The 14,907-nt window shown below is 68.8% G+C and carries 13 protein-coding genes; 9 read left to right on the plus strand and 4 right to left on the minus strand.

Annotated elements, in window-relative coordinates; translation table 11 throughout:
* Positions 1-235: 235 nt before the first annotated feature.
* Complete coding sequence (locus tag OC550_RS17375; protein ID WP_262107196.1) at positions 236-2,884, plus strand: ATP-dependent Clp protease ATP-binding subunit; 2,649 nt, start codon at positions 236-238, stop codon at positions 2,882-2,884.
* A gap of 65 nt (positions 2,885-2,949) precedes the next feature.
* Here OC550_RS17375 and OC550_RS17380 read toward each other — a convergent pair whose 3' ends face one another.
* Complete coding sequence (locus OC550_RS17380) at positions 2,950-3,450, minus strand: CarD family transcriptional regulator (protein WP_262107197.1); 501 nt, start codon at positions 3,448-3,450, stop codon at positions 2,950-2,952.
* A gap of 295 nt (positions 3,451-3,745) precedes the next feature.
* On the opposite strand from OC550_RS17380, the gene OC550_RS17385 reads away from it, so the two are divergent.
* From OC550_RS17385 to OC550_RS17395, 3 genes are all read left to right on the plus strand, one after another.
* Positions 3,746-3,919: a hypothetical protein gene (locus OC550_RS17385; protein ID WP_262107198.1), complete on the plus strand. Its 174-nt coding sequence runs from the start codon at positions 3,746-3,748 to the stop codon at positions 3,917-3,919.
* A gap of 92 nt (positions 3,920-4,011) precedes the next feature.
* The gene (locus OC550_RS17390; protein ID WP_262107199.1) at positions 4,012-4,278 is read left to right on the plus strand and encodes a DUF6221 family protein; all 267 of its coding nucleotides are present in this window, start codon (positions 4,012-4,014) and stop codon (positions 4,276-4,278) included.
* A gap of 70 nt (positions 4,279-4,348) precedes the next feature.
* Entirely contained in the window at positions 4,349-5,290 is a 942-nt protein-coding gene (locus OC550_RS17395; protein WP_262107200.1) for a 5'-3' exonuclease, read from the plus strand.
* An 80-nt stretch (positions 5,291-5,370) separates the two neighbouring features.
* Here OC550_RS17395 and OC550_RS17400 read toward each other — a convergent pair whose 3' ends face one another.
* Entirely contained in the window at positions 5,371-5,850 is a 480-nt protein-coding gene (locus OC550_RS17400) for a nucleoside deaminase (protein ID WP_262107201.1), read from the minus strand.
* Between the two features lie 27 nt (positions 5,851-5,877).
* Positions 5,878-6,828 (minus strand): BTAD domain-containing putative transcriptional regulator, encoded by a 951-nt coding sequence (locus OC550_RS17405; RefSeq protein ID WP_262107202.1) that lies wholly within the window; start codon positions 6,826-6,828, stop codon positions 5,878-5,880.
* A gap of 300 nt (positions 6,829-7,128) precedes the next feature.
* Between OC550_RS17405 and OC550_RS17410 the strand changes: the two genes are divergently transcribed.
* From OC550_RS17410 to OC550_RS17425, 4 genes are all read left to right on the plus strand, one after another.
* Positions 7,129-7,683 (plus strand): hypothetical protein, encoded by a 555-nt coding sequence (locus OC550_RS17410; protein ID WP_262107203.1) that lies wholly within the window; start codon positions 7,129-7,131, stop codon positions 7,681-7,683.
* Positions 7,684-7,770: 87 nt separating this feature from the next.
* Positions 7,771-9,384, plus strand: coding sequence for a multicopper oxidase family protein (locus OC550_RS17415; protein ID WP_262107204.1), 1,614 nt, complete (start codon positions 7,771-7,773; stop codon positions 9,382-9,384).
* Between the two features lie 7 nt (positions 9,385-9,391).
* A complete protein-coding gene (lepB, locus tag OC550_RS17420; RefSeq protein WP_262107205.1) occupies positions 9,392-9,988 on the plus strand; it encodes a signal peptidase I in 597 nt (198 codons plus the stop codon).
* A gap of 207 nt (positions 9,989-10,195) precedes the next feature.
* Complete coding sequence (locus OC550_RS17425) at positions 10,196-12,169, plus strand: fibronectin type III domain-containing protein (RefSeq protein ID WP_262107206.1); 1,974 nt, start codon at positions 10,196-10,198, stop codon at positions 12,167-12,169.
* 82 nt (positions 12,170-12,251) lie between these two features.
* Here OC550_RS17425 and OC550_RS17430 read toward each other — a convergent pair whose 3' ends face one another.
* A complete protein-coding gene (locus OC550_RS17430; RefSeq protein WP_262107207.1) occupies positions 12,252-13,631 on the minus strand; it encodes an FAD-binding oxidoreductase in 1,380 nt (459 codons plus the stop codon).
* 372 nt (positions 13,632-14,003) lie between these two features.
* On the opposite strand from OC550_RS17430, the gene OC550_RS17435 reads away from it, so the two are divergent.
* A complete protein-coding gene (locus OC550_RS17435; RefSeq protein ID WP_262107208.1) occupies positions 14,004-14,891 on the plus strand; it encodes a PRC and DUF2382 domain-containing protein in 888 nt (295 codons plus the stop codon).
* The last annotated feature ends 16 nt before the right edge of the window (positions 14,892-14,907 follow it).

The raw sequence follows: 14,907 nt of genomic DNA on the forward strand, positions 1-14,907 counted from the left end.
GACCCCTTCACCGACACCACACCACCACCCTTCTAAAACCGGGCCGGCGCCCAAGCAGCTGAAACCCGCCCGCGGCACCAGCCGAAACACCACGGTCGCGGGCGCACGTCGGGAATAAACGAGCCGGCCAAGCGTTGACTTGAGTGCAACTTGCTCAGGTTTGGGCGGATGCGGAATAATCTCTGGCACAACGCGTTAACTTGAGTCGAAGGCACTCAAGCAACCAGGAGGACATATGCCTATCTTTTTCGGACCCGCAGGTTCCGGCAACGGCTCCTTCGACGAGTTCCTGGCCCGCTACCTGCAGGGCCAGCGAACCGCCCGCGCTGGCCGGCCGATCGACATGACGCGGCTGCTGAGCCGCCGCTCGCACGAGCTGATCGGCCGCGCCGCCCAATTCGCCGTCGACCACGGCCACACTGAAGTCGACGCACTTCACATCCTCCGCGTGATGGCGGAGCAGGAGCCGCTGGCGGAGCAGGTCCGCCGCGCCGGTGCGAACCCGCAAGCCATTGCGCAGGCAGCCGAGCAGCGCCTGCCCGGCGCCTCGTCCGAAAAGGTCGACACCCCGCCGTCGCTGACCCAGTCGACCCAGCGCGCGCTGCTCGACGCGCACCAGGTGGCGCGGGCGTTCGGCTCCACATACATCGATCCCGAGCACCTGTTCTTCGCGTTCGTACTGAACCAGGAATCTCCCGCGGGCCAGGTCTTGGCCGCGGCGGGCGTTACGCCGCAGTCGCTGCAGGCAGCCGGGCAAGAGGCCTCCCCGTCGGAGACCGAGCCACGCCGCGACCCGGCCGCGGCCCCGTCCGGCGATGGCGCCACGCCAACTCTGGACCAGTTCGGCATCGACCTGACAGCCCGTGCCCGGGAAGGCAGGCTGGACCCGGTGATCGGCCGCGCCGAGGAAATCGAGCAGACCATCGAGATCCTCGCCCGCCGCACCAAGAACAATCCGGTGCTGATCGGCGAAGCGGGCGTCGGAAAGACCGCCATCGTGGAAGGCCTGGCCCAGGCCATCGCCGCCGGCGATGTGCCGCAGCAGCTGCAGGGCAAGCGCGTCATCGCGCTCGACCTGCCCGGCATGCTGGCCGGAACCCGCTACCGCGGCGATTTCGAGGAGCGGCTCACCAAGACCATGGATGAGATCAGCGCGCACAATGACGGCATCATCGCCTTCGTCGACGAGCTGCACACGGTGGTGGGCGCCGGAGGCTCCGGCGAGGGCGGCGGCATGGATGCCGGCAACATCCTCAAGCCGCGGCTGGCCCGCGGCGAGCTGCACCTGGTCGGCGCCACCACGCTCGCCGAGTACCGCAAGATCGAGAAGGACGCCGCCCTGGAACGCCGCTTCCAGCCGGTCACGGTCGGCGAACCGTCCATCGAGGACGCCGTGCTGATCCTGCAGGGGCTGAAGGAGCGGTACGAGGAACACCATCAGGTGACCTACACCGATGACGCCCTCCGCGCCGCCGTCGAACTTTCCGCGCGCTACATCATGGACCGGCAGCTGCCGGACAAGGCGATCGACCTGATTGACCAGGCCGGCGCGCGGCTGAGCCTGCGGCGCGGCCCGCGCGTGAACGTTGCGGAACTGCGGGCGCAGGTGGCCAAGCTGGAGGAAGCGAAGAACGCCGCGGTCGCCGAGGAGCGCTATGAGGAAGCCTCCGGGCTGCGCGACGGCATCGAGGCGCTGAAGCAGCAGCTGGCCGCCGCCGAATCTACCCCCACAGGCGAGGGTGCGAGTGCTGCGAACGGGAGTGCCGGCGCCAAGGGCAATACGGACGCCAGCGGGACCGACGACGGCGGGGCGCGTGACGGCGTCATACCCTCCGGTTCCCGGGTGGTCGGCGAGGCGGAGATTGCGGAGATCATTGCCCGGGCCACCGGCATCCCTGCGGCACGGCTGACCGAAAGCGAACGCGGCCGGCTGGCCCGGCTCGAGGAGGACCTGCACCGACGGGTCATCGGACAGGACGATGCGGTGACCGCGATCGCCAAGTCGGTGCGGCGCAACCGCACCGGTATGGGCGACGAGGGCCGGCCCGTGGGCAGCTTCCTCTTCCTCGGCCCCACCGGCGTCGGCAAGACCGAGCTGGCCAAGGCGCTGGCGGATTCGCTGTTCGGCGACGAGGACGCGATGGTCCGGTTCGATATGAGCGAGTTCGGCGAACGGCACACCGTTTCCCGCCTGGTCGGCGCCCCTCCGGGCTACGTCGGCTACGACGAGGCCGGCCAGCTCACCGAGCGCGTGCGGCGTCGGCCGTACTCCGTGGTGCTGCTGGACGAGGTCGAGAAGGCGCACCCGGACGTGTTCAACCTGCTGCTGCAGGTGCTCGACGACGGCCGCCTGACCGACGGCCAGGGCCGGACCGTGGACTTCCGCAACACCGTGGTCATCATGACCTCCAACCTGGGTTCGGAATTCCTCGCCAGCAAGGGCGGAGCGCTGGGCTTCACGGCCAATGGCGGCGACGGCTTCGGGTCGGAGCAGGAACTGCGTGCCCGCGTCATGGGCCGGCTGCGTGAAACCATGCGGCCCGAGTTCCTGAACCGGATCGACGAAATCGTGCTCTTCCGCAAGCTGGACCGGGAGCAGCTGCGCGGCATCGTGCGCCTGCAGCTGGCCCGCTCGGAGGCGCGGCTCGCCGCGCAGGGCTACGGACTGGCTGTGGACGAGTCGGCCGTCGACTGGATCGCCGAACACGGCTACGAGCCGGAGTACGGGGCCCGCCCGCTGCGCCGCGTCATCCAGCGCGAGCTCGACGACCGGATCGCGGACCTGCTGGTCAACGGGGAACTGCCCGACGGCGGACGGGTCACCGTCACGGCCGACGGCGGGGAACTGCGCGTGGCAGCGGACAGCCTGGCCGCTGCGGCCTAGTCCGGATCGGGCCGGACGCCGGCACCCACCTCGGGTGCCGGCGTCCGGTTTGCGCGTTAGGTTTCCTAGGCTCCGGCCAACTGGACGGCCAGCACGTCGTCGAGGACCTTCTCTGCCTCGTCATCTCCGATGCCCATGGCCAGGCAGATCTCGGTCACGAGCAGCCTCTTGGCATACCGGAGCATTTCCTTCTCCGCGTGCGACATGGTTCCTTTGGCCTCCAGCCGGCGGCTCAGGTCGCGGACCAGGCCGGCGGTCACGTAGATGTCGCCGGTCCGCAACCGCTCCTGGTTGACCTTGAACCGGCGGGACCACTGGCTTTCCTCGGCTTGCGAGGGTCCGCGGAGCTCGTCGAACAGCTTCTCCAGACCGTGGGTGTCGAGGACCGGACGCAGGCCGACCGCATCCGCGCTGTCCACCGGCACGCCCACGGTGAGATTGGTGTTGTGCACCTCCAGCAGGACATAGCTGCATTCGGCGTTCCTGAGAGGCCTGGTCTTGATGGCCCGTACCGTCGCGGGACCGTGGTGGGGATGGACAATTGTCTGGCCTTCGGCAAAACGCATGGCAGTTCCTCTTCGTGCAATGGAAGCCACTCTCGACATCGGCGGGCACCCGGAGGTACGCGCGCTCGGTGGTCGTCCCACCTGCACGGACGGACGGCGAAGCCGACGGAACGGGGATCTGGCGGGCGCGCGGACAGCCTCGCGTCCACGGGTGGGCGCGCTTCCGGCCGCGAGCTTGGCTTCTTCCATTATCCCACCCAGTGGGGACATGTTCCCGGGGGGATCACGACGGCGGGAGACACCGGCGTCGTGCGTGGTATGGAATATCTGCGCGGCCGGGGACACACTACTGAACATGAGCAGGCACATCCTGGACGTCCTGGTCAGGGCCGAGGAGGAGATGATCTTCCTCGGCCCCGACCATCCCTCCTACGCGTTGCTGGCCGATTTGGTCTCCTCAGTGCGGACTGCCTGGCAGGAGGGCTACGAGTCCGGAGGTCATGGGGCGGCGGCCAACCCCTACGCGTAGCCGCGGCAGCCTCGCATTCCTTCCATGCTTCCTTCCGCGTACGACGACGGCGCTCCCCGGCCGTGCTCAGATCGCCGGCGTACGGTGGGAGGGTGGAGGAGATCGTGGAGTTCCTGCTCGCGCGGATCGCCGAAGACGAAGCCAACGTCAGGTCCTGGGCGGAGGCCGCCGCCGTTCCGGTGCTGGACCGGGCGCTCGCCGAGTGCGAGGCCAAGCGCAGGCTGATCCGCCACGTCCGGCAGCTGGCCGGGCACGGCGGCGAGGACCAGGCCCTGCTCACGCTGCTTCAAATCATGGCTCTGCCCTATGTCGGCCACCCCGCCTACCGCGAACGCTGGCGTCCGGCCGGCCGCCCGTGACTCGTGCGCGATGCTCCGCCATCAGGGCCGGTAGCCCCGCGTGCCGGCCGTGCGTGAGAAGATCGCGTACGTGACCGATCGACTGATGCTCCTCGACACTGCGTCGCTCTACTTCCGTGCTTTCCACGGCGTGCCGGACAGCCTCAAGGCCCCGGACGGCACTCCGGTGAACGCCGTCCGGGGCCTCCTCGACATCATCGCCCGGCTCGTCACCGACTTCCGGCCGACCCGGCTCGTCGCCTGCTGGGACGACGACTGGCGTCCTGGGTGGCGCGTCGACCTCCTCCCCACCTACAAGGCGCACCGGGTCGCGCAGGCCGTCCCGGGTGGCGTCGACGTGGAGGAGACGCCGCCCGGCCTGGTCGCACAGCTGCCGCTCCTGCGCGAGGTGCTGGAGGCGCTGGACGTCACCGTGATCGGGGCCGCGGAGCATGAGGCCGACGACGTCATCGGCAGCCTCGCGTCACAGGCGGCCATGCCGGTCGACATCGTCACCGGCGACCGCGACCTCTTCCAGCTCGTCGACGATTCACGCGACGTGCGGGTCATTTACACGGCCCGAGGCATGAGCAAGCTCGAGACGGTGACCGATGTGACGGTCGTCGGCAAGTACGGTGTGCTGCCGGTGCAGTACGCCGACTACGCGGCCCTGCGCGGCGACGCTTCGGACGGGCTGCCCGGCGTCTCCGGAATTGGCGAGAAGACCGCGGCCAAGCTGCTCCAGGAATTCGTGGACCTGGACGGGATCATCGCGGCGGGCTCGGATCCGGGCGCGGCGATGTCGGCGGCGATCCGCACGAAGCTTGCCGCCGCCGCGGACTACCTCGCCGCGGCACCCAGGGTCGTCCAGGTGGTCCGAAACCTCGATTTCGGCGAGATCGACGCCGCCATCCGGCCGCTCGACGCCGAACGGCTTGAGCGCATCGAGCGGCTCGGCAAGGAACACAACCTCGGCGGATCCGTGCACCGCGTCCTCCGCGCGCTCGGGAACGAGCCGGCGCCTGCACCCTGATCGATCGTCGACATCCGGCATAAAACCCGGGCGTCTTGCGACGAAAGCCCTTAAGCGCTGCCCGCGCAGCGGAGCCGGGGCTACCGGCCGTGGAAGCGCCGGTGGAGCTCCATGACGTTGTCCGCAAGTTCCGCAACGGGGCCGTCGACCGGCACGCCGGGGGCGACGGCCCCGATGGGGAGTGGCGCCACGGGCCCCGGGGCCAGGTCCCAGTCCTTTAGCCAGCTCCCCAGCTGGTCGGAGGACACCGCATAGACGATTCGGCCCAGCCCCACCCAGGCGTGTGCGGCGGAGCACATCGGGCAGTGCTCGCCGGAGGTGTAAACCGTGGCGGCCGCGCGTTGTTCCGGGTCAAGTTGGTTGGCAGCCCATCGGGCGATCTCGAACTCCGGATGCCTCGTTTGGTCGCCCTCCTTCACCCGGTTCCGGTCTTCGACCAGGACCCGTCCCCCGCCATCGACGAGTATCGAGCCGAACGGCTCGTCGCCGGCTTCGAGTGCTTCGGCGGCCAACTCCACACAGCGGCGCAGATGTACGAGGTCGGTGCCGGAAATGCCCATGGCTCGATTATGGGCCCCGCGGGGCAATCAGGCGACGGCGAGCGCCTTGTCCAGGAATTTGCCGATGACGTTGCCGGCGGTGACATGGTCGGCTACGTCGAGGCCCGGGATCCGGGCTCCGGCACGGAGCCCGCTCGTGCGCTGCTTGGCATGTTCGTTCAGGCAGAGCAGGGCGGAGAGCAGCTCGGCCAGGCCGGCTTCCTCGGTGGAAGTCTGCCGCAGGAGCCGGGAATGCGCGGCCTGGAGCTCGTCGCCCGGGCTGCAGCCAAGGTCGCGGCGGAGGTTGGTGCGGTAGCGGTCGTAGGCCTGGAGGGCCTCGGTGTAGCGGCCGCTCTGCTCGAGGCCGGCCACCAGGGCCGTCCAGGCGCGCTCGTTCAGCGGTTCCGAGGCGACGGCGCGCTGAGCCCAGTGCACGGCGTCGTCGTTATGGCCCAAAGCCGCCGCTGCCTGCGATGCCCGGATGCGGCAGTCGACCACCAGGGCCTCGTGCCGGCGGCGGGCTTCCTCCGCCCACTCGACCGTGAGTTCGTTGGAGAGCAGCGGCGCCGAGGCCATGTCCAGCACCTTGAGCAGCCGCTCGTAGGCTTCGGCCGGCTTGGTGCCGTCGACGAGGCCCACCAGCCGCTCGAAGCGGTCAAGGTCCACGCTGACCAGCTTAGGATCCAGGAAGTAGCAGCCGTGTTCGGTGCGCAGCGGCCCGGTCTTGGCCTGGCCGGGCTGGATGTGCCGGCGGATGACGCTGACATAGCTTTCCAGTGTGGCGCGCGCGGTGGCCGGCGGGTTTCCGCCCCAGAGCAGCTCGATCATCCGGTCCCGGGAGATGCTGATACCCGGCTGGAGGGCCAGGATCTCGAGGACCTGCCGGGCCTTCGGGCTGCCGAGGGTGGCAGCGGTCATGACCCGGCCCGCACGTTCCACCTTCAGGCTGCCGATGAGACGGATGGAAATGGACACGGCAGAACTGGTTTCTGATTTCATGATCGCCCCTACCCCAACTTGTTCCGGCGCCCTCAACAACACCGGTGGCTTAATGGTCGGCGCGGTTCCACACTGCCGCCAGCCCACTCTGGGGCGGAACCCCCACCCTCAAATCTTGGGGGGTTCCGCCCCCCTCGGACCCTCCCTGACCTGCGCAAAGATTTTTCCAAGGGGCGTGGGCGAAGGTTTTACCGGATCCCACGCGGTCCACAAGGGTCCCGACGCTCCCCCCAACCCGTCGGGGCCCTTCCGGCCGTCCGCCCAAAGTTTTTGCAAGTTCCCGGGCGAAGCATGAGCACCATGTCAGCAACACAGCTTGAACAAGAGGCACCGGTACCGGCACAGGCGCAGCATTCTCCGCGGCGCCACCGCCGGCTGATTGTCATCCCGCTGGCACTGGTGTGCGTGCTCGGGATCACTTTCGGGTACCTGTTCCTCAATGCGGAGGTCAAGTCCAGCGCTCCGATGGGCGCCTCCGTAGATGTACCGGGCGGATCGGCCAGCATTACCGGCCTCGTTCCGCTCGAAATCGATGGGTGGCAGCCGCCTTCTCCGGTGGCCGCCCTCAGTGAGGAACCGCAGGAGGGTGCGCACCGTGTACGCATCCAGGTGCAGTTCACGGCCTTGGACGAGGCCGGACTGCCCCTTGATCCTGCCGGTTTCTTCGTTGACGGATTGGGCTCGGGGAAGCCGCATCCGCTCTGGACCTCGTCCTCATCCATGACGCTGGACCAGGGGGAAACCGTCAATACCACCATGGTGTTCGAGCTGCCGGACAAGGCGATTGCCCTGGTGCTGGAGGACTCCTCCGGCAGCCGGCTTTCGCTCGGCACCGAGCACCATTCGGCCGGCTAAAGAGCCCGGCCAACGACGGCGGAGGCGACGTTGGGGTGCCTCCGTTCCGCCGGTCAGCAACAAGTCATCATTGGGAGGTGACTCGACATGTCAGTTTCACGACGCAAACTCCTGCAATGGGGAGGCCTGGGAGTAGTCGGGGCGGGGCTAGTGACCGTGCCTATTACGACCGTATCGGCCAAGTCGGCCAGCCAGCTCAGCTCGCGGGATATGCCAAAGCCGTTCAAAACGGCGTTCCGGCGCCCGCCCAAGCTGGATCCGGTAGACATCACTTACGAGGACGACGGCACGCAGGTCAACCACTACACGATCGCTATGCGGCAGGCTTCCGCGCAGATCCTGCCGACCAAGAAGACCGGAATCCTCGGCTATAACGGGACGTTCCCGGGGCCGACGATCGAGTTGGACCAAGGCACCAAGTCGGTGGTGCACATGCGCAACCGGCTACCGAAGAACCACCCGCAGTGGAGCAAGCATTTGCTGGCCGCCTCGACCCACCTCCACGGTTCGGCCACGCTGCCGCAGTACGACGGCTACGCCAATGACGTAACCCTGCCCGGATTCTCCAAGGACTACCAGTATCCGAACTTCCAGCCGGCCCGGACGATCTGGTACCACGATCACGGTGTGCACTTCACCGCGCAGAACGTCTACTCCGGCCTGGCTGGCATGTACATCCTCCATGACGAGGTGGAAAAGGAGTTGTTGCCGCAGGGCGAATTCGATGTGCCGATGGTGGTCAGCGACGCGATGTTCGCCGCGGATGGCTCGCTCGCCTATGACGACCGGGACCACTCCGGCCTGTGGGGCGATGTCATCCTGGTGAACGGCGTGCCGTGGCCGGTGATGAAGGTCCAGCCGCGGGTCTACCGCTTCCGGATCCTCAACGCCTCCATCTCGCGCTCGTACCGCTTCTCGCTCAGCTCCGGGCAGCCGCTGCATGTCGTCGGGACCGACGGCGGGCTGATGCCGGCCACGCAGTCCGTGGGCAACTTCCGGCACGGGATGGCCGAGCGCTACGAAGTGCTGATCGACTTCAGCAAGTACAAGCCCGGCACCCGGGTGGAGCTGCGTAACCTCTCCAACAAGAACAATCGGGACTACGACTTCACCGGCAAGGTGATGGCCTTCGATGTTGTCGCCGGTCCGGCGGACATGAAATCGGATCCAAGGTGGAACCACATTCCCACCACCCTGGTTGACTCCGAGGCCATGCACCTGACCGAGGACGATGCCGAAGAAGACCGCCGGTTCCGCGTCGAAAAGGACGGACTCGTCGAACCGTGGACCATCAACGGCGTGACCTGGGAGGACGTGATCGCCAGCAACTTCAAGCTGGCGCACGCCGATCCCAAGCTGAACTCCGTCGAGGTCTGGGAGATCGAGAACAAGTCCGGCGGCTGGTTCCACCCCGTGCACATCCATCTGGTCGACTTCCGCATCCTCAGCCGCAACGGCAAGGCGCCCTACGCGTGGGAACGCGGGCCGAAGGACGTGGTCTACATCGGCGAAAACGAGAAGGTCGACGTCGTTATGCGGTTCGGTCCGCACCAGGGCCGCTACATGGTGCACTGCCACAACCTGCCGCACGAGGACCACTCGATGATGTTCCAGTTCCGGGTCGGGCTGGGCGAGGACGACGAGGATCCGTGGGACCCGATCAATGCCGCCCCGGCCGAGTTCGACGACGACCCCGACTGATCCTGCCATGCGATCGGGAGCCGGGCTGCGTCCACCGCGGCGCAGCCCGGCGCACCGCGCCGGCACCGCCCCCGCCCGCCGCGCCGCTGCCGGTCCGGGGAGGACCTCGGGCCCTCCCCGGAAACGGAAGCTCAGCGCCCTGGCGGGCGGCGCCGTCGTCCTTGCCCTGCTGCTGGGTGTGCGCACCTGGGTAGCAGAGCCGGTGGCGGTGGACTCCGACAGCATGGCCCCGACGCTGCCGCCGGGCAGCATCGCGATTGTGCTCAAAACCGCGCCGGCCTGGTTCGGCGTGCACGCCGGCGACGTCGTCGTACTCGATTCCCCGCTCGACGGCACCCGCATCATCAAGCGCGTGGTCGCGGTCGGCGGACAGACCGTGGAGGTCGACGACGCCATCCTGCTCGTGGATGGCGCCGCCCCTCCGGAGCCGTATGTGGACCACCGCACGATCGACGGCACGCACTTCATCCCCACCGCCGTGCCGCCCGGCGAGGTATTCGTCATGGGCGACAACCGCGAGCGTTCCATCGACTCGCGGGACTTCGGCACGGTGCCCGTGGAGGAGATCCGCGGCACCGTGGTCAAACCCTCCATCCGGCCGTAAACAACGACGGCGGCGCCTGCCTTTGCGGGGCGGGGACCGAGAAGCCAAGAAATTTTCAAGAGGAAGCGGCAAACCTCAGGGCAAGCCGGAACCGCCATCCATCGGATCCGGATTGGGGAAAGTCAGCAGTTCCGCCGCCGGCAACGCCGGTCGGGGCATCCATCCAGGCAGACCTTCGGATCCGCCTTCCGTCTCAAAGGACACACCATGCAAACCCAGTCATCAGACCGGCGGCAGCGCAAGTCGCGCCGGGCACGCACCACGCTCGTCGCCTTCACGGCGGCAGGCCTTCTGGCCGGCGGCACCTCCGCCGTCATGGCGGCCAACCCGCCCACCGGGCCCGGCAACATCGAGATCTTCGCCAAGCGCGACATGGTCGCCATCGAGGGCTACGCGGCGCAGGCCGGCCAGACCGCGACCATCTCGGTCAGCCGCGGCGGCAACGTCATCGGCCTGGCCCGCGGCGTCGTGGACGCGACGGGCTTCCTCGAGGTCAACCACCCCGGCGGCTCCTGCTGGGATATTGTCACCCCGAACATCCAGGGCGGCGACGAGGTCAATGTCCAGTTCGCCGACGGCAGCAGCGACGGCGCCCTCGCCGGCAGCGCCGTCATCACCTCGGTCGAGTCGGTGGAAATGCCCACCACCGAGGCCGCCGGAGACGTGGAAGGCCAGGTCGTCGTCAAGGGCACCTACGGCGCGGACGTGGATCCGGCCCGCATGCAGGTCGAGATCGTCAACCCGGCTATGCGGGACATGGCCCTCGGCGAGCGCGCCATCGGGTGGCCCGCGGACGACGCGCCGACGACCTACGCCGTCGAGGGAACCGCGGCAGACGGCACCTTCACGGTCACTTACGGCTTCTTCTCCGCAGCCGAGCGGGACGCCGCCCTGGCCGGCGATCCCGCGGTCGCCAGCTGGCAGGCCGACGCCACCGGCGGAGTGGAGATGCAGCTTGGCCTGACGATCTCCGAGTTCAAGGAAATCGACGGCCCCGGTTTCGGCGGGTGCCCGGCGGGCCCCTCCGGCCAGGCTCCTAACCAGCCCGGCAACGTGTTCGCCAGCGCCAACGGCAGCGGCAGCATCACCGCCACATGGGAGGCTGCGACCGTCCCGGCCGACGCCCCCGCGATCACCGGCTACAAGCTGATCGCCAAGGACACCGTCCTGAACCAGGAAATCAGCACCACCGTCGGTTCCGAGTCCAGCACCGCCACCCTGCGCGGACTGGTGGACGGCCAGGCCTACCCGATCGAAGTCGTGGCGCTGAACGGCCAGTCCAGCGGCCCGTCGTCGGCGGGTACGGTCATGGTCAGCGACGCGGCCCCCTCGGAGCCCACCGCTCCGGCCGAGGCCGGCGGCGTGAGCGTCCAGGACGGCTCGCTCGCCGGTTCCGTGGAGGTCTCCTGGACCGCCGCGGCCGCCAATGGCTCCGCCGTCACGGGCTACCGGGTCGACGCCCAGGCCGCCGACGGAACCGTCGCCGCCACTGTCGATGCCGGCAGCGGCGCAACCTCCGCCACCCTGGACGGCCTGACTCCGGGCTCCGAGTACGGCTTCGTCGTCACGGCCATCAGCGCCGCCGGTGAAACCGCTGCCGCGGCAGTCCAGTACACCTTGGGCTCGCCCGAGCTCACCGCACCGACCGCGCCGACCGTGGTCCGTGTTGTTCCGGGCAACGGCTCCGCGAACGTGGAATGGCAGCCCGCCACCGCAGGCAACACCCCGATCACCGGCTACCGCCTCTCGGCCACCCCGGCAACCGGCAACCCGGTCGTCGTTGAAGCCGGCGCCGCAGCCCGCAGCGCAGTTCTCAACGGCCTCACCAACGGCACCACCTACACGCTGAGCCTGGTTGCCACCAGCGCAGCCGGCGACAGCGCACCGGCCGCCTTCGGGACCAACGCCTCCGTCACGCTGACTCCGAACGACCAGCTGACCGCCACCGCGGAATTCCGGGCCGACAAGCGTGAATGGCGGATCAACGGCGGCGCCAGCATCACGACCAGCAACACCGTGACCGCCCGCAACGCCAGCGGCGCCACCATCGGCACCGCCACCGTCGGGGCCGACGGCGCCTGGACCATCCGGGCCCGGAACTCCAACGCCGCCGTCACTCCGACCATCAAGCTGACCTCCTCGGCCGGAGGAACGGCAACCGTCACTGTCAGCACGCGCTGACACGGCATCGAACACCAGGACCGCCCGCCCGTCATCCAGACGGGCGGGCGGTCCGCTGCTTCCTGCGCCGCGGCGCCTCCCGCTAGACCGCCTTGCCGGGGTTCAGGATTCCTTGCGGGTCGAGGGCGCGGCGGATGGCGTGCTGCACGTCGAGCGAGACGTCGCCGAGTTCGTCGCGCAGCCAGTCCCGCTTGAGCAGGCCGACGCCGTGTTCTCCCGTGAGTGTCCCGCCCAGCCGCTTGGCCAGTTGGAACATCTCGCCAAGCGCGGCCTTGGCCGGGCCTTCGGTCACGGATTCCTCCGGCCGCACCACGATCATCGGATGCAGGTTCCCGTCGGCGGCGTGGGCGATCGTGAAGATCCGCACGCCGGTCCGCTCCGAGATGTCCTGCAGGCCGATCACTGCCTCCGCCAGCCGGCCGCGCGGCACGCCGATGTCCCCGATGGATACGCGGCCGAGCTTTTCGAGCGAGGGAATCGCCTCGCGCCGAGCGGTCAGCAGCGCCTCGGCAGCCAGCGGGTCGTCGGCGCGGAGCACCTCGGTGGCAAAGGGTTCGATGGCACCGGCCAGGACGTCCATCTCCGCCTGGGCGCCGAAGCCGTCGGTCTGGCCGAGCAGGAAGGCCCCGCCGCGGCGCCGGTAGTCCGTGCCGAGTGCCAGGTCGATGGCCTCGAGCGTCGGCCCGTCCACCAGTTCCAGCAGCGACGGCTGGATGCGCGCGGCTATGACGGCCGATGCCGCCGCGGCGGCAGCCCTGACGTCGGGGAAGAACGCGGCGGCCGTCGCCGTCGTTACGGGCGCGGGACGCAACCGCAGCGTCGCCTCCACCACCACGCCCAAGGTCCCCTCCGACCCGATCATCAGCGCCGTCAGGTCGTAGCCGGTGACGCCCTTGATGGTGCGCCGCCCGGTCCGCAGCTCGCGCCCGTCCGCCAGCACCACCCGCAGTCCCAGCACGGACTCGCGCGTCACGCCGTACTTCGCGCAGCGCATCCCGCCGGCGTTCGTGGCGATGTTCCCGCCGATCGAGCAGATCGCGGTACTCGCCGGGTCCGGCGCGTAGAACAGTCCGTGCCCGGCCGCGGCGGCGTTGAGCTCCGCGTTCAGCACGCCGGGTTCGACGACGGCGGTCTGCTCCACCGGGTCGAGGTCCAGGATGCGGTTCATCCGGGAGAGGTCCAGCACCACCTCGCCGGCGCGCGCCGAGGAAGCGGCCGCCAGCCCGGTTCCGGCACCGCGCGGCACCAGCGGAACCCCGTGCGAGGCCGCGAGCTTCACGGCCTCCACCACGTCGTCGAGCGACTCGGCGTACACCACACCCTCCGGCAGCGACGCGGGCACGAACCCGGAGCGGTCCGTCGCGGCCGCCGCGCGGTCCGCCGGATCCGTCGAGATCGAGCGGCAGGCGGCCAGCAGTTCGGCGGCCCGGCCTGCCAGCGCGGGTACAGCATCGGTCTCCATGAAAACCCCTTCGTTTCCTCCGGCAACTGGGGCCGATGCTACTGCAGCGCCGCCCGCGGGACCATGACAGCTGCCGGCCCCTGCGTCCGCCGGCCGGAACAATTCGGATGTCGACGAATCTGCCCGTCGGCCTTGCACCCGATTAGTAAGCATGCTTAGGTAAAAATGTAAGCGGAATTCGCGAAGGCTCACGCATCGCGATGCGCGGCACAGGGAAAGTCCCAACGGCTGCCGGCAGGATTCGTCCCGCCGGCAGAACCCAACACCATGTGGTGCCGCGCCCGGAACAGTCCGGCATATTCATCCGGCAGGACGGGCATTCCGTCCCCGCCTCGGACTGGTCCGCCGTGCCCGGGAAAGATAGGAGATGTAATGATTACCAGGGAAAACATCGACATTCTCGCCGGCGGCAACGCCAACGTCCTCGACAACTCGGGAAACAAGATCGGCTCTGTCGGCCAGCTGTACCTGGATGACCGGACTGAGGATCCGAGCTGGGTAACGGTGAAGACCGGCCTGTTCGGCATGTCCGAAACCTTCGTCCCGCTGACCGAGGCAACCTACGACGGCGGCGACCTGCGCGTTCCGTACACCAAGGACGAGGTCAAGGACGCCCCGCGCGTCGACCCGGGCAGCCACCTCAGCCCGGAGGAAGAGGATCGCCTCTACCGGCACTACAACGTTGCCGGCGGCACCCGGACCACCACCGGCACCGGCACCCGGGACACCAACGTCTCGGATACCCGCACGGGCACCGCGGGCACCGGCACCTACACCGGCGACGCCGGCACCCGCGGCGTGACCGACCGGGATCGCGTGACCGACCGTGACACGGCGGGCCGCACCACCGACGATGCCATGACCCGCTCGGAGGAGCAGCTGCACGTCGGCACGGAGCGCCACGAGACCGGCCGGGCCCGGCTCCGCAAGTACGTCGTCACGGAGAACGTCACCCGCACCGTGCCCGTAACCCGTGAAGAGGTACGCGTCGAACGCGAACCCATCACGGATCGGAACGTCGGCGACGCCATGTCCGGCCCCGACCTCCGCGAGGATGAGCACGAGGTGACCCTGCACGAGGAGCGGCCGGTCGTCGACAAGGAGACGGTGCCCGTGGAGCGGGTCCGCCTCGAGAAGGACACGGTAACGGACCAGGAGACGGTCAGCGACGAGGTCCGCAAGGAACGGATCGAGGCGGACGGCGCGGACGACCGCCTGCGCGATGACACCTTGGGCCGCGACCGCGACCGCGACCGGTAGTCCGGCCGCAAACTGA

This window comes from Arthrobacter sp. Marseille-P9274, assembly GCF_946892675.1.
In the GTDB taxonomy this organism is placed as follows: Bacteria; Actinomycetota; Actinomycetes; order Actinomycetales; family Micrococcaceae; genus Crystallibacter.